Annotated in this window: 17 protein-coding genes; 8 read left to right on the forward strand and 9 right to left on the reverse strand. The window is 66.0% G+C overall.

The features are described 5' to 3' along the window. Positions 1-64 precede the first annotated feature (64 nt). The 4 genes from DIE03_RS32130 to purN all read right to left on the reverse strand — a co-directional run bounded on the left by DIE03_RS32130 (position 65) and on the right by purN (position 4,804). A complete protein-coding gene (locus DIE03_RS32130; RefSeq protein ID WP_124456203.1) occupies positions 65-1,261 on the reverse strand; it encodes an acyl-CoA desaturase in 1,197 nt (398 codons plus the stop codon). 220 nt (positions 1,262-1,481) lie between these two features. Further along, positions 1,482-2,861 carry a mechanosensitive ion channel family protein gene (locus DIE03_RS32135; RefSeq protein WP_124456204.1) on the reverse strand — a complete coding sequence of 460 codons (1,380 nt, stop codon included), beginning with the start codon at positions 2,859-2,861 and terminating at the stop codon, positions 1,482-1,484. An 18-nt stretch (positions 2,862-2,879) separates the two neighbouring features. Then, positions 2,880-4,145, reverse strand: a complete 1,266-nt coding sequence (locus DIE03_RS32140) for an RsmB/NOP family class I SAM-dependent RNA methyltransferase (protein WP_124456205.1) — start codon at positions 4,143-4,145, stop codon at positions 2,880-2,882. Beyond that, positions 4,142-4,804, reverse strand: a complete 663-nt coding sequence (gene purN, locus DIE03_RS32145) for a phosphoribosylglycinamide formyltransferase (protein WP_124456206.1) — start codon at positions 4,802-4,804, stop codon at positions 4,142-4,144. The genes DIE03_RS32140 and purN overlap by 4 nt, the downstream gene beginning before the upstream one ends. A 123-nt stretch (positions 4,805-4,927) precedes the next feature. Between purN and DIE03_RS32150 the strand changes: the two genes are divergently transcribed. From DIE03_RS32150 to dut, 5 genes are all read left to right on the forward strand, one after another. Next, the gene (locus tag DIE03_RS32150; protein ID WP_124456207.1) at positions 4,928-5,920 is read left to right on the forward strand and encodes a bifunctional riboflavin kinase/FAD synthetase; all 993 of its coding nucleotides are present in this window, start codon (positions 4,928-4,930) and stop codon (positions 5,918-5,920) included. 102 nt (positions 5,921-6,022) lie between these two features. Beyond that, a complete protein-coding gene (ileS, locus tag DIE03_RS32155) occupies positions 6,023-8,860 on the forward strand; it encodes an isoleucine--tRNA ligase (RefSeq protein ID WP_124456208.1) in 2,838 nt (945 codons plus the stop codon). Positions 8,861-8,862: 2 nt separating this feature from the next. Beyond that, a complete protein-coding gene (gene lspA / locus DIE03_RS32160; protein ID WP_124456209.1) occupies positions 8,863-9,363 on the forward strand; it encodes a signal peptidase II in 501 nt (166 codons plus the stop codon). A gap of 67 nt (positions 9,364-9,430) precedes the next feature. Further along, positions 9,431-10,642 (forward strand): bifunctional phosphopantothenoylcysteine decarboxylase/phosphopantothenate--cysteine ligase CoaBC, encoded by a 1,212-nt coding sequence (gene coaBC, locus DIE03_RS32165; RefSeq protein WP_124456210.1) that lies wholly within the window; start codon positions 9,431-9,433, stop codon positions 10,640-10,642. 55 nt (positions 10,643-10,697) lie between these two features. Then, the gene (gene dut / locus DIE03_RS32170) at positions 10,698-11,144 is read left to right on the forward strand and encodes a dUTP diphosphatase (protein WP_021160741.1); all 447 of its coding nucleotides are present in this window, start codon (positions 10,698-10,700) and stop codon (positions 11,142-11,144) included. A 48-nt stretch (positions 11,145-11,192) separates the two neighbouring features. Here the strand turns inward: dut and DIE03_RS32175 are convergent, their stop codons facing one another. From DIE03_RS32175 to clpS, 4 genes are all read right to left on the reverse strand, one after another. Then, on the reverse strand, positions 11,193-11,963 hold the full coding sequence (locus DIE03_RS32175; protein WP_124456211.1) for a hypothetical protein: 771 nt from the start codon (positions 11,961-11,963) through the stop codon (positions 11,193-11,195). A gap of 134 nt (positions 11,964-12,097) precedes the next feature. Next, complete coding sequence (locus tag DIE03_RS32180) at positions 12,098-13,477, reverse strand: amino acid permease (RefSeq protein ID WP_124456212.1); 1,380 nt, start codon at positions 13,475-13,477, stop codon at positions 12,098-12,100. A 105-nt stretch (positions 13,478-13,582) separates the two neighbouring features. Then, on the reverse strand, positions 13,583-15,883 hold the full coding sequence (clpA, locus tag DIE03_RS32185; protein WP_124456213.1) for an ATP-dependent Clp protease ATP-binding subunit ClpA: 2,301 nt from the start codon (positions 15,881-15,883) through the stop codon (positions 13,583-13,585). Then, complete coding sequence (gene clpS, locus DIE03_RS32190) at positions 15,880-16,194, reverse strand: ATP-dependent Clp protease adapter ClpS (protein ID WP_006398529.1); 315 nt, start codon at positions 16,192-16,194, stop codon at positions 15,880-15,882. The genes clpA and clpS overlap by 4 nt, the downstream gene beginning before the upstream one ends. A 290-nt stretch (positions 16,195-16,484) precedes the next feature. On the opposite strand from clpS, the gene DIE03_RS38465 reads away from it, so the two are divergent. After that, positions 16,485-16,652, forward strand: coding sequence for a hypothetical protein (locus tag DIE03_RS38465; protein ID WP_176050694.1), 168 nt, complete (start codon positions 16,485-16,487; stop codon positions 16,650-16,652). An 89-nt stretch (positions 16,653-16,741) separates the two neighbouring features. Continuing rightward, complete coding sequence (locus DIE03_RS32200; protein ID WP_006478030.1) at positions 16,742-16,945, forward strand: cold-shock protein; 204 nt, start codon at positions 16,742-16,744, stop codon at positions 16,943-16,945. 181 nt (positions 16,946-17,126) lie between these two features. Here the strand turns inward: DIE03_RS32200 and DIE03_RS32205 are convergent, their stop codons facing one another. Continuing rightward, on the reverse strand, positions 17,127-18,734 hold the full coding sequence (locus tag DIE03_RS32205; protein ID WP_124456214.1) for a multicopper oxidase family protein: 1,608 nt from the start codon (positions 18,732-18,734) through the stop codon (positions 17,127-17,129). 621 nt (positions 18,735-19,355) lie between these two features. Between DIE03_RS32205 and DIE03_RS32210 the strand changes: the two genes are divergently transcribed. Continuing rightward, complete coding sequence (locus tag DIE03_RS32210) at positions 19,356-19,580, forward strand: hypothetical protein (protein WP_006478028.1); 225 nt, start codon at positions 19,356-19,358, stop codon at positions 19,578-19,580. The last annotated feature ends 68 nt before the right edge of the window (positions 19,581-19,648 follow it).

Genomic DNA, 19,648 nt, shown 5'->3' on the forward strand with positions numbered 1-19,648 from the left:
CCCAAATGAAAAAACCCCGCCAACGCGGGGTTTGTGACGTCCTGAGATTCTAATCGATTTCGAATCAGGCGTAGCGGCGCAGGCGCGTCGCGAATTCCTGCAGCGCCTTGATGCCGCTTTGTTCTGCGCGATGGCACCAATCCTGCAATTGCGCGAGAAGCTGTTCGCGCGACGCGGTCGAACGATCCCAGATCGCCGCCAGATCCTGGCGCAGCTGGAAGTACGTATGCAGCTTCTGGCTGTTCGCGAAGATTTCCGGCAGCAGCTTCTTCTGCGGCTCGTCGAGGCCGTCGGCATCCTTGTGGAACCACTTGCGCGCGCCGCGCATCAGCTGGTACTTCTCGCTCGAGCCGAGCTCCTTCAGGTGCGCGAGTTCCTGGCGATACGCACGCTTCACGGCCTTGCCGTAGCGCGCCATCACTTCGTAGCGGTTCGACAGCACGGCCTGCAGCGTTTCCTGGTCGAGCACCGTCTTCGGCTTGTTCAGGCGCGGCGTCGGCGCAACCTTCTTCACCTTCGCGAGACCGAACGCCGACATGATGCGGATGTACATCCAGCCGATGTCGAATTCGTACCACTTGTTCGACAGCTTCGCCGACGTCGCGAACGTGTGGTGGTTGTTGTGCAGCTCTTCACCGCCGATCACGATGCCCCACGGGAACAGGTTCGTGCTCGCGTCGGCCGAGTTGAAGTTGCGATAGCCCCAGAAGTGACCGAAGCCGTTGACGACGCCAGCCGCCCAGAACGGAATCCAGACCATCTGCACGGCCCACACGGTGAGGCCGATCACGCCGAACAGCGCGACGTCGATCACCATCATCAGGCTGATGCCGAGAATCGGGTACTTCGAATAGACATTGCGCTCGATCCAGTCGCTCGGCGTGCCGTGGCCGAACTTGCGCATCGTCTCTTCGTTCTTCGCTTCCGCGCGATACAGCTCCGCGCCCTCGAGGAACACCTTCCAGATGCCGCGCGTCTGCGGGCTGTGCGGATCTTCCTCGGTCTCGCACTTCGCATGGTGCTTGCGGTGAATCGCGGCCCACTGACCCGTCAGCATGCCGGTCGTCATCCACAGCCACAGGCGGAAGAAGTGGCTCGCGATCGGATGCAGTTCCAGCGCACGGTGCGCCTGGCAGCGGTGCAGATAGACCGTCACGCCGATGATCGTGACGTGCGTGACGGCGAGCGCGAACAACGCGACCTGCCACCACGAAAAATGCAGGAGCCCGTGGGAAAGAAAATCGAGCAGGGAATTCAACAAGGCAGTTACCTGTGATGAGAGCGACGCCGGCTCGCGCAGGCGTCAGAAAAATGAAAGCATACCGCGTATAGACTTGAATTTTACTTCAACCGTTCCAAGTCTTTGTAAAAAATGAATATTTTCTTGCCCTGGCGCAATCGGAACAGTCCACGGGCGGACTGGGAAAGGCCCGCGATCCGGTTCCGGTCGCGGGGTCAAGCCATTTGACGGCCGGCGCGCGCTACGCAGCCGGCGCGCGCCCGTTCGCCGCATCGTTCGCGGCTGCCGGATCGAGTGCGGCCGCGCCCGCGGCGGAAAAACCTTCCGGCAATCCGACCACACGCACTTCGCGCTGCGGGAACGGAATCGAGATCCCGTGCTCGCTGAACAGCCGCCAGATGTTGCGGTTCACGGTCGAGCGCACGCCCGACGTGCCTTTCGCGGAATCCTCGATCCAGAAGCCGAGCTCCAGGTCGATCCCGTCCGCGCCGAAACTCACCAGGTACGGCGTCGGAGCAGGCTCCGCCAGCACGCGCGGCACGCCCTTCGCCGCGTCGGCGAGCAGCAGGAGCGCGTGCTCGACGTCGCTCGTGTACGCGACCTGCACCGCGACCTTCGCATAGCCGCGCGTCAGGTACGACGACTGGTTCTGCACGACGTCGGTGATCAGCTTCTCGTTCGGGATCAGCGTCTCGTTGCCGTCGAGGCCGCGCACGACCGTGTAGCGCGTGCGGATCTGCGTGACGACCCCCTGCAGGCCGCCGACGCTGATCGCGTCGCCGAGCCGCAGCGAGCGATCGAGCAGGATGATGAAGCCCGACACGTAGTTGCTCGCGATCTTCTGCAGCCCGAAGCCGAGGCCGACGCCCACCGCACCGCCGAACACGCCGAGCACCGTCACGTCGATGCCGACCAGCGACAGCCCGATCAGGATCGCCGCGAACACGAGCAGCGCGCGCCCGACCCGCGACAGCACGACCTTCAGGTTCGCGTCGAGCGTGCTCGCGCGCGTGAGGCGATCCTCGAGCACCGAGCCGAGCCACATCGCGACCATCAGCGTCACGCACACCCACAGCGCGCCCGAGATCACCGACAGCAGCGTGAGGTGCGCGTTGGCGACGCGGAACTGCACGCTGTCGAGCCAGCCGAGCACGTCGCGCTGGATGCCGAGCACGGTCAGCACCATCGCGGCCCACACGACGGTCGACACGATCTTCTCGACGATCGACAGCCACGCATGCGTGTGGCCGTCGCGTGCGAACACGCGCCGCGCGAAGAAGAACAGCACGTAGATCGACGCGATGCCGAACAGCGGCACGAGCGCGAGCGACAGCAGCGAGGTCGACATGAACGGGTCGAACGCGAGCTGCGCGACACCGACGAACACGCTGCCGAACAACGGGAACAATGCGCGCTTCAGGCTTTGCGCGCCCGCGCCGGGCGCGCGGCCGGCCGCCCGGCGGCGGGCATCGATGCGGCCGTGCACGAAGCGCGCGGCCACCCACGCGAAGCACAGCGCGCCGACGAGGATCGCCGCCTGCCAGATCATCACCGGCTGGTGGAAGTCACGAATGACCGACGCCAGCCGGTGCGACAGCAGGCGGCTCTGCAGATTTTCCATCGTCCGTCCGGGCAGTCGTTACTGCGCGGCGCGCCGCTCGAGCACCGCGGCGAAGAAGCCGTCGGTTGCGTGACGATGCGGCCACAACGACAGGTAGTCGCCCGTCTCGAGCTCGATGCGCTGGTCGGCCAGCACCTTCTGCGCCGGCACCAGCACGAACTCGGGATGATCGGCCAGGAACTGCTCGACGATCCGCTCGTTCTCGGCGTCGAGCACGCTGCAGGTCGCGTAGACGAGCCGCCCGCCCTTCTTCACGAGGCGCGCGGCGCTCGCGAGGATCGACGCCTGCTTCGGCGTCAGCTCGTCGATCGCCGTGCGCGTCTGGCGCCACTTCAGGTCCGGATTGCGGCGCAGCGTGCCGAGGCCGCTGCACGGCGCGTCGACCAGCACGCGGTCGATCTTGCCGGCGAGCCGCTTGATCTTCGCATCGTGCTCGCTGTCGATCAGCACCGGGTTCACGTTCGACAGCCCGCTGCGCGCAAGGCGCGGCTTCAGCTTCGCAAGGCGCTTCTCCGACACGTCGAACGCATAGAGGCGCCCGGTCGAGCGCATCATCGCGCCCAGCGCGAGCGTCTTGCCGCCCGCGCCGGCGCAGAAATCGACGATCATCTCGCCGCGGCGCGGCGCAACGAGCGAGCACAGCAGCTGGCTGCCTTCGTCCTGCACCTCGATCTGGCCTTCCTCGAACAGCTTCAGACGCGTCAGCGCCGGCTTGCCGACGACACGCACGCCGAACGGCGCGAACGGCATCGCGCCCGCATCGATCCCGTTCGCACGCAGCGCGTCGATCACCTGGTCGCGGGTCGCCTTCTGCGCATTGGCGCGCAGGTCGAGCGGCGCCGGGTAGTTCAGCGCGGCGGCGAGCTGCGCGAGCTCCTCGGCGTCGAAACGGGCCGACAGCGCCTGGTGGATCCAGTCGGGCAGGTTCGTGCGCACACGCACCGGCAGGCTGGCCGGATCGATCTTCGACACGTGTTCGAGCCACGCGGCCTCGGTGTCGGACAGGAACGGCCTCAGCGCATTGCGGCCGGCCGTCTGCATCAGGCCGAGCAGCGTGAGACGCCGTGCCGGCGTGCCCGTGCCGCTCTCCGCGAGATGCGAAAACTCCATTTTCCGGCGCAGCACCGCAAACACGGCTTCGGCGATCACGCCGCGCTCCGCATGCCCGAGCTTCGGGTGCGCGCGGAAGAACCGGCTCGTCGTCGCGTCGGCAGGGCCGGCGAACTTCAGCACCTCGGCCAGCAAAGTCTCGGTCTGGCCAATCAGGAATCCGTGCAGCTTCATACGCCCTCACTCGTTTCGGTATGCGGTTGATCCGCGAAAATCCAGCGCGCCTCTTCCGGCGAGACTACTGCACGGCCGTTCTCGAGGCGCAGACGCCCCTCGACGAACCAGCGCACCGCGCGCGGATACAGCACATGCTCGACGGTCAGCACGCGCTGCGCGAGCGCGGCCGCGTCGTCGCCCGCGCGCACGGGCACCGCGCCCTGCGCGACGATCGCGCCGCTGTCGAGCTCGGGAATGACGAAATGCACGCTCGCGCCATGCAGCGCGACACCCGCATCGAGCGCCTGCTGATGCGTATGGATGCCCTTGAAGCTCGGCAGCAGCGACGGATGGATGTTCAGCAGCCGGCCCTCATATCGTCTGACGAATGCGGGCGTGAGGATGCGCATGAAGCCGGCGAGGACGACGAGATCGGGGGCGAAACGGTCGATCTCGGCGGCGAGCGCCGCATCGAAGCTGTCGCGGCCGTCGAACGACCGGTGGTCGACCACCGCCGTCGCCACCCCGTGCGACGCGGCAAAAGCCAGCCCGGCCGCATCGGGCCGGTTGGCGATCACGGCGGCAATCTCGGCCGGCCAGCGTTCCTGCGCGCACGCGCGGACGATGGCCTCCATGTTGCTGCCGCGACCGGAAATCAGGATCACGAGTTTTTTCATCCGCGAATTTTACCATTTGCCCCCGCGTTTCCCGCCTTCTCGGCCGCCGACCCGTCCGAACGTTTATAATCTTCTGCTTTGCGGCATCCCACCGCCCATTCCCCCGACGCTGCATCCGCTATCGTGAAAGTCTTCCGCGGCCTGCCCAACGCCGAGAGCCGCGCCCCGTGCGCGCTGACGATCGGCAACTTCGACGGTGTCCATCGCGGCCACCAGGCCCTGCTCGCGCGCGTGCGCGCGGCAGCGGACGCGCGCGGCCTGCCCGTGTGCGTGATGACGTTCGAACCGCACCCGCGCGAATTCTTCAATCCGGCCGGCGCGCCGCCGCGCATCGCGATGCTGCGCGACAAGCTCGAGGCGCTGCGCGATCACGGTGTCGACCGCGTCGTCGTCGAGCACTTCAACCATACGTTCGCGAGCCAGTCGCCGCAGGCGTTCGTCGAGCGCACGCTGGTGAACGGGCTGCACGCGCGCTGGATGATGGTCGGCGACGATTTCTGCTACGGCGCGAAGCGCGCGGGCACCTTCGACACGCTGAAGGCGGCCGGCGAGCAATACGGTTTCGAAGTCGAGCAGATGGGCACGGTGGCCGGCAGCGACGGCACGCGCATCTCCAGCTCGGGCGTGCGCGCCGCGCTGGCGGCCGGCGATCTCGACGCGGCCGCGCAGGCGCTCGGCCACGGCTATGCGATCAGCGGCCACGTCGCGCACGGGCTGAAGCTCGGCCGCGACCTCGGCTTCCCGACGTTGAACCTGCCGATCGCGCACAAGCGGCCGGCGCTCGCGGGCATTTTCGTCGTGCAGGTGCACGGCCTCGGCCCCGAGCCGCTGCCGGGCGTCGCGAGCCTCGGCCTGCGCCCGACCGTCGACGATTCGGGCCGCGTGCTGCTCGAAGTCCACCTGCTCGACTGGCATGGCGACGCGTACGGCAAGCTCATCCGCGTCGAATTCCTGAAGAAGCTGCGCGACGAGGCGAAATTCGACGATCTCGAGGCGCTGTCGCGCGCGATCGCACTGGACGTCGCGAATGCGCGCGCGTACTTCATCGAGCGCGACCGCGCGCCGGGCAGCCGCGCCACGGGCTTCGCGACGTCGGCCACCGACCGAATTAGCTGATCCGGACGGCGGCGCCTCGCGCCGCACCCTCGCGCCGCCCACTCGCGCGCATCCCCGATTCACGACGCCCGAGCGTCTCCCGATTTAGATAGCGATCCCATCATGAGCAACAAGAAAGCCGATTCGAAACCGCAGGCCAAGTATCCGGTCAACCTGCTCGACACGCCGTTCCCGATGCGCGGCGACCTGCCCAAGCGCGAGCCGCAGTGGGTCAAGGAGTGGGAAGAGCGCGGCCTCTACGAGAAGATCCGCGCGGCCAGCAAGGGCCGGCCGAAGTTCATCCTGCACGACGGCCCGCCGTATGCGAACGGCGACATCCACCTCGGCCACGCGGTCAACAAGATCCTGAAGGACATCGTCGTCAAGTCGCGCAACATGGCCGGCTTCGACGCGCCGTACGTGCCGGGCTGGGATTGCCACGGGATGCCGATCGAGATCCAGATCGAGAAGCAGTTCGGCAAGTCGCTGCCGGCGGCCGAAGTGATGAGCAAGGCGCGTGCATACGCGACCGAGCAGATCGAGAAGCAGAAGGTCGGCTTCAAGCGCCTCGGCGTGCTCGGCGACTGGGCGAATCCGTACAAGACGATGAACTTCGTGAACGAGGCGGAAGAGATCCGCGCGCTCGGCAAGATCATCGAGAAGGGCTACGTGTATCGCGGGCTGAAGCCGGTGAACTGGTGCTTCGACTGCGGCTCGGCGCTCGCCGAGGCGGAGGTCGAGTACAAGGACCGCACCGACCCGACGATCGACGTGATGTTCGCGTTCGCGGAACCGGAAAAGACCGCGCAGGCGTTCGGCCTGCCGGCGCTGCCGCGCGCAGAAGGCGGCATCGTGATCTGGACCACCACGCCGTGGACGATTCCCGCCAACCAGGCGCTGAACCTCCATCCGGAAATCGTCTACGCGCTGGTCGACACCGAGCGCGGGCTGCTGATCATCGCGCAAGAGCGCGTCGAAGCCTGCATGACCGACTTCAAGCTGACGGGCCGCGTCGTCGCGACCGCGCCGGGCGTGAAGCTCGCCGGCCTGCGCTTCCACCACCCGCTTGCATCGGCCCACCCCGGCTACAAGCGTACGGCGCCCGTCTACCTCGGCGATTACGTGACGACCGACACGGGTACCGGCGTCGTGCACTCGTCGCCCGCCTACGGTATCGAGGACTTCCAGTCGTGCAAGGCGCACGGGATGACCGATTCGGACTTCATCAACCCGGTGATGGGCGACGGCCGCTACATCGAATCGCTGCCGCTGTTCGGCGGCCTGTCGATCTGGGATGCGAACCCGAAGATCGTCGACGCGCTGAACGCGGCCGGCTCGCTGCTGCGCAGCGAGAAGTACACGCACAGCTACATGCACTGCTGGCGCCACAAGACGCCGATCATCTACCGCGCGACGTCGCAGTGGTTCGCCGGCATGGATGTCACGCCGAACGACGGCGGCAAGACGCTGCGCGAAACCGCGCTCGAAGGCGTCGACGCGACCGCGTTCTACCCGTCGTGGGGCAAGCAGCGCCTGTTCAGCATGATCGCGAACCGTCCCGACTGGACGCTGTCGCGCCAGCGCCAGTGGGGCGTGCCGATGGCGTTCTTCGTGCACAAGGAAACCGGCGAGCTGCACCCGCGCACGCTGGAACTGCTCGAGGAAGTCGCGAAGCGCGTCGAGCAGTCGGGCATCGAGGCATGGCAGTCGCTCGACCCGCGCGAGCTGATCGGCGACGACGCGAACCTGTACGAAAAGAACCGCGACACGCTCGACGTGTGGTTCGACTCGGGCACGACGCACTGGCACGTGCTGCGCGGCTCGCACAAGGATCAGCTGCAATTCCCGGCCGACCTCTACCTCGAGGGCTCGGACCAGCATCGCGGCTGGTTCCACTCGTCGCTGCTCACGGCTTCGATGATCGACGGTCGCGCGCCCTACAAGGGCCTGCTCACGCACGGCTTCACGGTCGACGGCGAAGGCCGCAAGATGAGCAAGTCGCTCGGCAACGGCATCGATCCGCATGAAGTCGCGAACCGCCTCGGCGCGGAAATCATCCGCCTGTGGATCGCATCGACCGACTACTCGGGCGAGCTCGCGATCTCCGAGGAAATCCTGAAGCGCGTGACCGAAGGCTATCGCCGCATCCGCAACACGCTGCGCTTCCTGCTCGCGAACCTGTCGGACTTCGACTTCGCACAGCACGCGGTGCCGGTCGAGGAATGGCTCGAGATCGACCGTTATGCGGTCGCGTTCTCGCAGCAGCTGCAGACGGAACTGCTCGGCCACTACGAGAAATACGAATTCCACCCGGTCGTCGCGAAGCTGCAGACGTACTGCTCGGAAGATCTCGGCGGCTTCTACCTCGACGTGCTGAAGGATCGCCTGTACACGAGCGCCGCCGATTCGCGCGCACGCCGTTCCGCGCAAACGGCGCTGTACCACCTGACGCAAGGCCTGCTGCGCGTGCTCGCGCCGTTCCTGTCGTTCACGGCGGAAGAAGCGTGGAAGGTGTTCCAGCCGGCCAGCGACACGATCTTCACGGAAACCTACTATGCGTATCCGGAAGTCTCCGGCTCGGCCACGCTGATCGAGAAGTGGGCGCTGCTGCGCGAAGTGCGCGGCAACGTGACGAAGGCGCTCGAGGAAGCGCGCACCGCGAACCGCATCGGTTCGTCGCTGCAGGCGGAAGTCGCCGTGCATGCAAGCGGCGCGCGTTACGATGCGCTCACGAGCCTCGGCGACGACCTGAAGTTCGTGCTGATCACGTCGGCTGCAACGGTCGTCAAGGTCGACGACGAAGCGCAGGAAAGCGTCGACGTGGCCGCATCGAAGTACCAGAAGTGCGAACGCTGCTGGCACTACCGCGAAGATGTCGGCGCACACGCCGATCATCCGACGCTGTGCGGCCGCTGCTTCTCCAACCTGTTCGAAAACGGCGAAATCCGGAGCGCTGCCTGACCATGGCGAAAACCCTGTCGAAGCCGGCCAGCGGCGCGCTTGCACCCTGGCTCGGCATTTCGCTGATCGTGATCCTGTTCGACCAGCTGTCGAAGATCGCGATCCTGAAGACGTTCGCGTACGGCGCGCAGCATGAGCTGACGTCGTTCTTCAACCTCGTGCTGGTGTACAACCGCGGCGCGGCGTTCGGCTTCCTGTCGACCGCCGGCGGCTGGCAGCGCTGGGCGTTCACCGCGCTCGGCATCGGCGCGACGCTCGTGATCTGCTTCCTGCTGAAGCGCCACGGCCAGCAGCGGCTGTTCAGCCTGTCGCTCGCGCTGATCCTCGGCGGCGCGCTCGGCAACGTGATCGACCGGCTCGTCTACGGTCACGTGATCGACTTCCTCGATTTCCACCTCGGCGCCTGGCACTTCCCGGCGTTCAACCTCGCCGATTCCGCGATCACGGTCGGCGCGGTGCTGCTGATCTACGACGAACTGCGTCGCGTGCGCGGCTCGCGCTAAGCGCGCATACTCGGCGTCGACGGCCGGCTTCGTGCCGGCCGTTCCGTTTGACCCTTGGAGGCCTGAGTTGGCACACGCAGAACTCGCAGGAAAACACCTCGTTCTCGGCCTGACGGGCGGCATCGCCTGCTACAAGATCGCCGAGCTCACGCGGCTGCTCGTGAAGGCCGGCGCGACCGTACAGGTCGCGATGACCGAAGCGGCCACGCAGTTCATCACGCCCGTGACGATGCAGGCGCTGTCGGGCCGGCCCGTCTATACGAGCCAGTGGGACGCGCGCATCGACAACAACATGGCGCACATCGACCTGTCGCGCGAAGCCGACGCGATCGTGATCGCGCCCGCGTCGACGGATTTCCTCGCGAAGCTCGCGCACGGGTTCGCGGACGACCTGCTGTCGACGCTGTGCGTCGCACGCGACTGTCCGCTGCTCGTCGTCCCTGCGATGAACCGCCAGATGTGGCAGAACCCGGCCACGCAGCGCAACGCCGCGCAACTGCGCGCGGACGGCGTATCCGTGCTCGGCCCCGATTCGGGCGCGCAGGCATGCGGCGAAGTCGGCGACGGCCGGATGCTCGAGCCCGAGGCGATCTATGAGGCGATCGTCGCGCACTTCGCGCCGAAGGTACTCGCGCACCGGCGCGTGCTGATCACGGCCGGGCCGACGTTCGAACCGCTCGACCCCGTGCGCGGCCTCACGAACCGCTCGAGCGGCAAGATGGGTTTCGCGCTCGCGCGCGCCGCGCAGCAGGCCGGCGCCGACGTGCATCTCGTCGCGGGGCCGGTCGCGCTCGACACGCCGTGGGGCGTGTACCGCCAGGACGTGCAGACCGCGCAGCAGATGTACGACGCAGTGATGCACGCGGTGGCCGATGCCGACATCTTCATCGCGGTGGCCGCGGTGGCCGACTGGCGCGTCGATCAGCCGGCCGAGCACAAGATGAAGAAGACGGCCGACCGCAAGATGCCGGCGCTCGCCTTCGTCGAGAACCCGGACATCCTCGCGTCGGTCGCGGCGCTGCCCGACCCGCCGTTCTGCGTCGGCTTCGCGGCCGAAAGCGGCGACCTCGACGTGCACGGCGACGAGAAGCGCAAGCGCAAGAACGTGCCGCTGCTCGTCGGCAACCTGGGCCCGCTGACGTTCGGCCGCGACGACAACGAAGTCGTGCTGTTCGAAGCGGCCGGCCTCACGCGCCTGCCGCGCGCCCCGAAGGACGAACTCGCGCATGCGCTCGTCGCGGAAATCGCGAAGCGCCTGCCCGACAACCGCCTGATCTGATCACCCGCGCGACGGCGCTTGCCGCCGCGCCCTTCCCGACCGATTCGACGACCGCATGAAACTCGACCTGAAGATTCTCGACGCGCGCATGCGCGACTACCTGCCCGCCTACGCGACCACCGGCAGCGCGGGCCTCGACCTGCGTGCGTGCCTCGACGCACCGGTCACGCTGCAGCCGGGCGAAACGACGCTCGTGCCGACGGGCCTCGCGATCCACCTCGCCGATCCCGGCTATGCGGCGCTGATCCTGCCGCGCTCGGGCCTCGGCCACAAGCACGGGATCGTGCTCGGCAACCTCGTCGGCCTGATCGACTCCGACTACCAGGGCCAGCTGATGGTCTCGACGTGGAACCGCGGCCAGACCGAGTTCGTGCTGAACCCGTTCGAACGGCTCGCGCAGCTCGTGATCGTGCCGGTCGTGCAGGCGCAGTTCAACATCGTCGACGATTTCGCCGAGAGCGATCGCGGCGAAGGCGGTTTCGGCAGCACCGGCCGCCACTGAGCGGCACTGCATGAAAAAGGGGCCTCGCGGCCCCTTTTCTTTTCGACGTCACTCGCTGACCGGCTGCGCGATCCGTGCAGGCGCCGGTTCGCGTCGCCGCGCGTGCGCGATGCTCGCATAGATCACCATCGCGGCCAGCACGCCGAGCAGCACGGCTGACGATCCGACCGTGCCGAGCGCGAGGCCGCCCTTCGCGACCGGCTTCGTCAGCAGGTCGCCGACCGTCGCGCCGAACGGACGCGTGAGCACGAACGCGGCCCAGAACAGCAGCACGCCCGAGATCCGCGTGAAGTAGTGCGCGAGCACGATCACCGCCAGCAGCCCGCCGATCAGCAGCGCGCCGCCGCCGAAGCCGAGCCCCGAACTGTCCGCGAGGAAGTCGCCGAGTGCGGTGCCGAGCGTGTTCGAGAACAGGATCGCGATCCAGTACAGCAGCTCGACCTTGCGCGTGCGGATCAGGTCGACCGACAGCGATTCGCCGCTCAGGCGCCAGACCGCGAAGATCGCCAGCAGGATCGCGACGAGGATCGACGACCCGGCGGCATAGCCGAGGCCGAGCGTGCGGTCCATGAAGTCGGACATCGTCGTGCCGGCCGTGCTCGTCGCGACGATCACGGCCCAGTAGACCGCCGGGCGATAGCGTGTCGTCCGGAGCTGCGCGCCCAGCGTCACGAGAAAGAAACCGAACAGCAGGATCGAGCTCACCGCGTAGCCGACGTTCAGCGTCATCGACAACAGGTCGCCGCCGGTCTCGCCGAGCGTCGTCGCGCAGATCTTCATGATCCAGAACGCGAGCGTGATTTCGGGAAGTTTGTTCATTCGAACCCCATTTTCAGGAAGCGGCGGGCCGGCGCGCGCCGGCCCGCCTTGCAGACAGGTTCGAATGTAATCGCCGCCGGCTTAACGGAACCTTAGCGAGCGTGCGGAACGGGGAGGCAGTTGCGCCGCCGCGGTCAGCGTGCGTGTTCGTGCCGGTAATGCAGCGCGTAGGCGAGCGTCAGCAGTACGACGAACACGACACCGACCACCATCGTCATCCGGAATTCGCGCGTGAACGCGGTCGTGAACAGGATCGCGGCGACGAGCCCGGCACCGAGCAGGCTGCCGAACGGGTGGCCCCACATCCGGAACGGGAGCGCGGGACCGCGATACTGCGACCGAAAGCGCAGGTGCGTGACGAAGATCATCAGCCACGTGAACAGCGCGCCGAACATCGCGATCGCCATCATCACGGTGAAGGCGGTGTCGGGCGCCAGCGCGACCAGCACCGCCGCGACCGCGACGCCGCTGGTCGAGATCCACAGCGCCGCACGCGGCACGCCGTTCGTGCCGAGCCGGCCGAATACCGCGGGCGCGAGCCGCGCGCGCGACAGGCTGAACATCATCCGCGTCGTCACGTAGAGCTGGCTGTTCATCGCCGACAGCGCCGCGATCAGCAGCACGAAGTTGATCACGCCGGCCGCGTACGGCACGTGCGTCGCGGCCATCACCTTCACAAACGGGCTTTCGTCGGTGCCGGCCGCCGTCCAGGGCACGATCGCGAGCATCAGCGCGAGCGTCAGCAGGTAGAACAGCACGAGCCGGAACACGGTCGAGCGGAACGCGCGCGTGACCGCGTGCTGCGGATCGCGCGCCTCGCCGGCCGCGATCGCGACGGCTTCGATGCTCATGTAGCTGAAGATCGCGACGATCACCGCGACCCACGTACCCCACGGCCCCTTCGGCATGAAGCCGCCGTGCACGGTGTAGTTCGCGAAGCCGATGCCCGATGCGGCCGGCGCGGACCAGACCAGATACGCGCCGAGCACGATGAACACGACGATCGCCGCGATCTTCAGCAGCGAGAACGCATATTCGACCGTGCCGTACAGCGTGACGCTCGCGAGGTTCACTGCGATCAGCAGCGCGGAGAAACCGATCACCCAGTACCAGCCGGGTACGGCCGGGAACCAGTACTTCATGAACACGGCGATCGCGCTGATTTCGGTACCGATCGCGAACACGACCGCGAACCAGTACGCATAACGCACGAGAAAACCCGCGAGCGGGCCGACGTAGTGCTCGGCATACGCGCCGAACGAGCCGGCCGTCGGATGCGCGACGGTCATTTCCGCGAGCGCGCCCATCAGCAGCAGCGCGATCAGCGCGCCGATCGCATACGAAACGAGCACGCTCGGGCCGGCCAGCCCGATCGCGAACCCGCTGCCGAGGAACAACCCCGTGCCGATCGCGCCGCCGATCGCGATCATCGCCATCTGCCCCGACGTCAGCGCGTGGCGCAACCCTTGTTCGCGCGCGACGATAGCGTCGAACGACCGTTGTTGTTGTGTCACTGCGTTACCACTCCCCTGCACCACTATCGCGCCGCCCCGGCGCCGGATAAAACGAAACGGCGCGGAAAACTTCCCGCGCCGTTCGCATGAACAACGAATTATCGCTTACTCGACTTCGACCGTCTCTTCGTTCGGCTTGTGCGGCGGATTCGCCAGCTTGTCGAACGACAACTGCACCTTGTCGTTTTCGTCGACGTCGACCGTCACGTGACCGCCGTTGACGAGCTTGCCGAACAGCAGTTCGTCGGCCAGCGCGCGCCGGATCGTGTCCTGGATCAGTCGCTGCATCGGCCGCGCGCCCATCAGCGGGTCGAAGCCGTGCTTCGCGAGATGCTTGCGCAACGCGTCGGTGAAGAGCGCGTCGACCTTCTTCTCGTGCAGCTGTTCCTCGAGCTGGATCAGGAACTTGTCGACCACGCGCATGATGATTTCCTCATCGAGCGAGCGGAAGCTGATGATCGAATCCAGGCGGTTGCGGAACTCCGGCGTGAACAGGCGCTTGATGTCGGTCATCTCGTCGCCCGTCTCGCGACGCGTCGTGAAGCCGATCGTCGCCTTCTGCATCGACTCGGCGCCCGCGTTCGTCGTCATGATGATGATGACGTTGCGGAAATCCGCCTTGCGGCCGTTGTTGTCCGTCAGCGTGCCGTGGTCCATCACCTGCAGCAGCACGTTGAAGATGTCCGGATGCGCCTTCTCGATTTCGTCGAGCAGCAGCACGCAATGCGGCTTCTTCGTGACGGCTTCGGTCAGCAGGCCGCCCTGGTCGAACCCGACGTAGCCCGGCGGCGCGCCGATCAGGCGGCTCACCGCATGACGCTCCATGTATTCCGACATGTCGAAGCGGATCAGTTCGATGCCGAGCGTGAACGCGAGCTGGCGCGCCACTTCGGTCTTGCCGACGCCCGTCGGGCCGGAGAACAGGAACGCGCCGATCGGCTTGTCCATCTTGCCGAGGCCCGCGCGCGCCATCTTGATCGAGGCCGCGAGTGCGTCGATCGCCGGATCCTGGCCGAACACGACGCTCTTCAGGTCGCGATCGAGCGTCTGCAGCTTGCTGCGATCGTCCTGCGACACGCTTTGCGCCGGCACACGTGCAATCTTCGAGATGATTTCCTCGATTTCGCTCTTGCCGATCGTCTTCTTCTGCTTCGACTTCGGCAGGATGCGCTGCGCGGCGCCCGCTTCGTCGATCACGTCGATCGCCTTGTCCGGCAGGTGGCGGTCGGTGATGAAGCGCGCCGACAGTTCGGCCGCGGCCGACAGCGCACCCGACGAATACTTGACGCCGTGATGTTCCTCGAAGCGCGACTTCAGCCCGCGCAGGATCGCGACCGTCTGCTCGACGCTCGGCTCCGTCACGTCGACCTTCTGGAAGCGCCGCGACAGCGCGGCGTCCTTCTCGAAGATGCCGCGATACTCGGTGAACGTCGTAGCTCCAATGCACTTGAGCGTGCCCGACGACAGCGCCGGCTTCAGCAGGTTCGACGCATCGAGCGTGCCGCCCGACGCGGCGCCCGCGCCGATCAGCGTATGGATCTCGTCGATGAACAGGATCGCGTGCGGGCGCTCCTTCAGTTCCTTCAGCACCGTCTTCAGCCGCTGCTCGAAATCGCCGCGATACTTGGTGCCCGCGAGCAGCGCGCCCATGTCGAGCGAATAGACCTGCGCGTTCGCGAGGATGTCCGGCACTTCGCCGCGCGTGATGCGATACGCGAGCCCTTCCGCGATCGCGGTCTTGCCCACGCCGGCCTCGCCGACGAGCAGCGGGTTGTTCTTGCGGCGACGGCACAGCACCTGCACCACGCGCTCGACCTCGGGCTCGCGCCCGATCAGCGGATCGATGCGGCCGTCCTTCGCCATCTGGTTCAGGTTCTGCGTGAACTGCGCGAGCGGCGTTTCCTTCTGCGCATTCGCGTCTTCGCTTTCCGCATTCGCGTCGGTCGACTTAGCGGCTTCGCCGTTGTTCGTCTTCGCGATGCCGTGCGAAATGAAGTTCACCACGTCGAGGCGCGTGACGCCCTGCTGCTGCAGGTAGTACACGGCGTGCGAATCCTTCTCGCCGAAGATCGCGACCAGCACGTTCGCGCCGGTGACTTCCTTCTTGCCGTTCGACGTCGACTGGACGTGCATGATCGCGCGCTGGATCACGCGCTGGAAACCGAGCGTCGGCTGGGTATCGACATCGTCGGTGCCCGGGACGGTAGGTGTGTTGTCGTGGATGAAATTGCGCAGGTTCTGACGCAAGTCCTCGATGTTGGCCGCACACGCGCGCAACACCTCGGCTGCCGTCGGATTATCCAGCAGGGCCAGCAGCAGGTGCTCGACCGTAATGAACTCATGGCGCGCCTGGCGTGCTTCCATGAACGCCATGTGCAGGCTGACTTCCAATTCCTGGGCAATCATGCTTCCTCCATCACGCACTGCAGCGGATGCCCTGCCTGCCGCGCATGGGTAACGACTTGCTCAACCTTGGTCGACGCGATGTCCCGCGTATAGACCCCACATACCCCTCGTCCTTCACGATGGACCTTCAGCATGATCTGCGTGGCCGTCTCGCGATCCTTCTTGAAATACTCCTGGACCACCATCACGACGAATTCCATCGGCGTGAAGTCGTCGTTCAGCAGCACCACCTTGTACATCGAAGGCGGCTTGAGCTTCTGCTGCTTGCGTTCCAGGACGGTACTGTCCTGCTTGTCCGGGATAATCGCCATACACCCATTCTAAACAACTCGGACAGGCCCGCAATCCTGCCATAACCCGACCGACCGGCCGGCGCCCTCCCCGGTATCCCGGAACACGCCTTCGTCTTCGTGCCATACGAAAGCCGGCTGCGGTGCCGGCTTTCACGCGTGGCGCGGAACACGAACCGTCTGGGGGCAACTGCACCGGACCGTCGTGTCCGCATCCAGTATCCCACAAGCCGGGACGACTCGAACGCGTGTCACTCGAGCCTGGTATATGAGCCGATTATGGGGCTTTTCAAGACCCCGCGCTTGGCGGCATGCTGCAAAGCAAAGCCGGAAAAACCCTGAAAATGGGTTCTTTACAACGACCCTCTAAACGTCTAAAAATTCCACTTGACACTCCAATAAAGAGCGCCAACAATCAAGCTGGCACTTTTTTCAATTTGCCGGTTGGCGAAATGAAAGAGGCCGAGGTGAGCTTGTGAGGGGGGAACGACTGCATTTTCCAGTCGTTTAGCTTTTCGAGCGTGCTCGTGGTAAGTAGCAGCGACTGTGTGACAGGGGAAGTAGGAAAATGGCAACTGGTATCGTTAAGTGGTTCAACGACGCGAAGGGCTTCGGTTTCATCACTCCCGACGAGGGCGGTGAGGATCTGTTTGCGCACTTCTCGGCTATCACCATGAATGGCTTCAAGACGCTGAAGGAAGGCCAGAAGGTGAGCTTTGACGTCGTTCAAGGACCGAAGGGCAAGCAAGCGTCGAACATCCAGGCCGCATAAAGGCATCGGATATCGGACGAAGAAACCCGGCGCATTGCGCCGGGTTTCTTTTTTTGAGGCGGGCCAATCGATAATCGATTGGCCCGCCTTTTCGTTCAATCCCGATAATTGAACATACATTGTCTTGTCACACATGCAGATCGGATATCGGCCCTGCGCGTGAAACACATTCACTACCTCGTTACACGACCTTCAGCGTGCCCATCATGCCGAGGTCCTCGTGTTCGAGAATGTGGCAATGAAACATGCGCTCTCCGGGCATGTCTTGCGTGACGAGAATCGACACGGTTTCGCCGCTGCGCACGTTCACGGTATCGCGCCATGCGCGGAACGGTTCGGTCGAGCGCGCGCTGCCCGACGCGCGCTCGATCACCTGGAACTGCGTGCCGTGCAGGTGGAACGGGTGATCCATGTCGGTGGTGTTGCGAATCTCCCAGCGCTCGATGTCGCCACGGCGGCTCGTCAGCGTGGCACGGTGCGCGGCGTAGGTTTCGCCGTTGATCGTGAAACGCATGCCGGCCGGACGGCCCCGCGCCGCGCCCTTCATCATCGCGTCCATGTCCATTTCCTCGCCGAACGCGACCGTCTTGTGCGCAACCGGTTCGCCGAGCGGCGGCACCGCGCGCAGCGTGGCGGGCAACGTGCGCGCGGCGGCGGGCGCGAATGCGACATCGGCCAGCGCCAGCGCCGGATCGGGCGGCAGGCTGCCGTGGCCGTCGTCGTGCGACATCGCCATCTTGCGGCGGTCGTACTCGGCCGCCTGCAGCACCGCGCGCGACGCGCGGTCGCCGGCGCGCACCAGCAGTTCGGCGCGCTCGCCCGGCGCGATCAGCAGCGACGTCACGCGGCGCGGCGCATCGAACAGCCCGCCGTCGGTACCCGCGTGCTCGAACGCACGGCCGTCGTCGAACGCGACGCGCAGGTAGCGTGCGCTGCACGCGTTCCACACGCGCCAGCGCTCGTCGCCCGCGACGTCGATGCGCGGCCGGCGCGCGCCGTTGACCAGCACGAACTGGCCTTCGCGGCCGTTCATCCAGTCCATCATGTCGTTCGGCGCAATCGTGCCGTCGCGCGCAAGCTTCAGGTCCGACACGAACAGGTTGCGCTCGGGCCAGCCGGCCAGCGGATCGTCCGCCGCCCGCACGATGAACGGGCCGGCCAGCCCGCGAAACACCTGTTCGGCCGTCATCATGTGCGGATGCGGGTGGTACCAGTAGGTGCCGGCGCTGCCCTTCGGCAGCGTGAAGCGGTACACGCGCGCCGCGCCCGGCGCGACGGGATCGGACGGATTGCCGTCCTGGTCGGGCGGCACGGGCAGGCCGTGCCAGTGGATCGTCGACGGCTGCGGCAGCTTGTTCACGAACTTGATCTCGACCGTGTCGCCTTCGCGCACGTCGATCAGCGGGCCGACGACGGGGCCTTGCGTGCCCGCGCCGAACTGCCAGAACGGGGTCGGCCGCGCGCCGCGCAGCATCGGGCGCGCGACAGGCTGCGCGACCAGCGTGGCCCGGAACGTACCGGGCTCGCGGCTTTCGTTCGCGAGCGTGCGCAACGTCGCGAGCGGCGCGCCGGCCGGCAGCGCGTCGGCGGCCGCGAGCGCGGCCGGCGCAGGCTTGCCGTGCTGCGCGTGCCCCGACATGCCGGACATGCCCGACATGCCGGGCATGTCGTCCATCGAATCCATGCCGGCCATGCCAGTATGACCGGCATGCTGCGCCCACGCGGTGCGCGCGAACAGCGACGCGGCCGCGACCCCGATGGCGCGCGACAGGAAGGTTCTCCGTATCATCAATCGATCCTCGTTATCCATGCAGCGTCGCTCGACAGCCGCGACGCGTGCGCCGGCCGGCCGAACCGCCGGTGCGCGACGCGAAACCCAATGCCCGCGTCATCATAACCGCTGGCCTCTATCGAAGAACGCCGCCACCGGTCTGGCGGCGATACGCCGCAGCGCGGCTTGGCACCGGCCTTCGTCGGCCATCGCGCCCCGCCCCGGACCGGCCCGCCGCCGCATCCAGCCGCCCGTTTTGCGCGTGCCGTTCGGCGCCCCGCGGCACGCGTCGCGCCATCCCGCCGTAAAACCGCTAGTTTTTCACGATGTGGAACAAGTCCCTGCGTTGTAAAAATTCGTGGTGCAGGGCACAAATTTCGCGTTTCGCGATACCAAAAAACGTTCCGCAATACAAAACGAAAGAAATATCATCTTGTTTTTAAACGAGAATTTTTGTTTCGAGAAGCCGTTCTACATGCACCATCCGACCGGGTCGCGGACGTAGACTTTGTTCCATGCACTGACGCTTCGCCACGACGTTCGATACGGAACCCGGCGCAAGCAGCCAGTCGGGCCACAGCCGGCCAAGCCGGCAGGCGGCACACCAGAATCGCTTGTGATCAGAAAGGGAGAACGGAAATGAAGGGATTTCGCTTTGGTTCAGCGCTCGGGTCGTTCTACATCCTGCCGGCAAACGGCGGCTGGGAAGCGACGTTCGGCAACGCTTCGCTCGGCGCGTTCTCGTGCCCGGAAGTCGCGGCCGACCGCATCTCGCGCGGCGACTGCGCGCAGCCTTCCGAACTGGACACGGCCACGCTCGAAGTGCCGGACGAAATCGCCGAATGGGAAATCGTTCACGTCTGAATGGCAAGCCTGCAACGAAAAACGCCCCGGGCGACCGGGGCGTTTTCATTGAGTGTCGGACGGCGAGC

The organism is Burkholderia sp. Bp8992, from assembly GCF_003853705.1.
Lineage (GTDB): Bacteria > Pseudomonadota > Gammaproteobacteria > Burkholderiales > Burkholderiaceae > Burkholderia.

Excerpts from the sequence above, each read along its gene's own strand:
- DIE03_RS32135 (WP_124456204.1), bottom strand. The coding sequence starts at position 2,861 with ATGGAAAATCTGCAGAGCCGCCTGCTGTCGCACCGGCTGGCGTCGGTC.
- DIE03_RS32140 (WP_124456205.1), bottom strand. The coding sequence starts at position 4,145 with ATGAAGCTGCACGGATTCCTGATTGGCCAGACCGAGACTTTGCTGGCC.
- purN (WP_124456206.1), bottom strand. The coding sequence starts at position 4,804 with ATGAAAAAACTCGTGATCCTGATTTCCGGTCGCGGCAGCAACATGGAG.
- ileS (WP_124456208.1), top strand. The coding sequence starts at position 6,023 with ATGAGCAACAAGAAAGCCGATTCGAAACCGCAGGCCAAGTATCCGGTC.
- lspA (WP_124456209.1), top strand. The coding sequence starts at position 8,863 with ATGGCGAAAACCCTGTCGAAGCCGGCCAGCGGCGCGCTTGCACCCTGG.
- dut (WP_021160741.1), top strand. The coding sequence starts at position 10,698 with ATGAAACTCGACCTGAAGATTCTCGACGCGCGCATGCGCGACTACCTG.
- DIE03_RS32175 (WP_124456211.1), bottom strand. The coding sequence starts at position 11,963 with ATGAACAAACTTCCCGAAATCACGCTCGCGTTCTGGATCATGAAGATC.
- clpA (WP_124456213.1), bottom strand. The coding sequence starts at position 15,883 with ATGATTGCCCAGGAATTGGAAGTCAGCCTGCACATGGCGTTCATGGAA.
- clpS (WP_006398529.1), bottom strand. The coding sequence starts at position 16,194 with ATGGCGATTATCCCGGACAAGCAGGACAGTACCGTCCTGGAACGCAAG.
- DIE03_RS38465 (WP_176050694.1), top strand. The coding sequence starts at position 16,485 with ATGCTGCAAAGCAAAGCCGGAAAAACCCTGAAAATGGGTTCTTTACAA.
- DIE03_RS32200 (WP_006478030.1), top strand. The coding sequence starts at position 16,742 with ATGGCAACTGGTATCGTTAAGTGGTTCAACGACGCGAAGGGCTTCGGT.
- DIE03_RS32205 (WP_124456214.1), bottom strand. The coding sequence starts at position 18,734 with ATGATACGGAGAACCTTCCTGTCGCGCGCCATCGGGGTCGCGGCCGCG.
- DIE03_RS32210 (WP_006478028.1), top strand. The coding sequence starts at position 19,356 with ATGAAGGGATTTCGCTTTGGTTCAGCGCTCGGGTCGTTCTACATCCTG.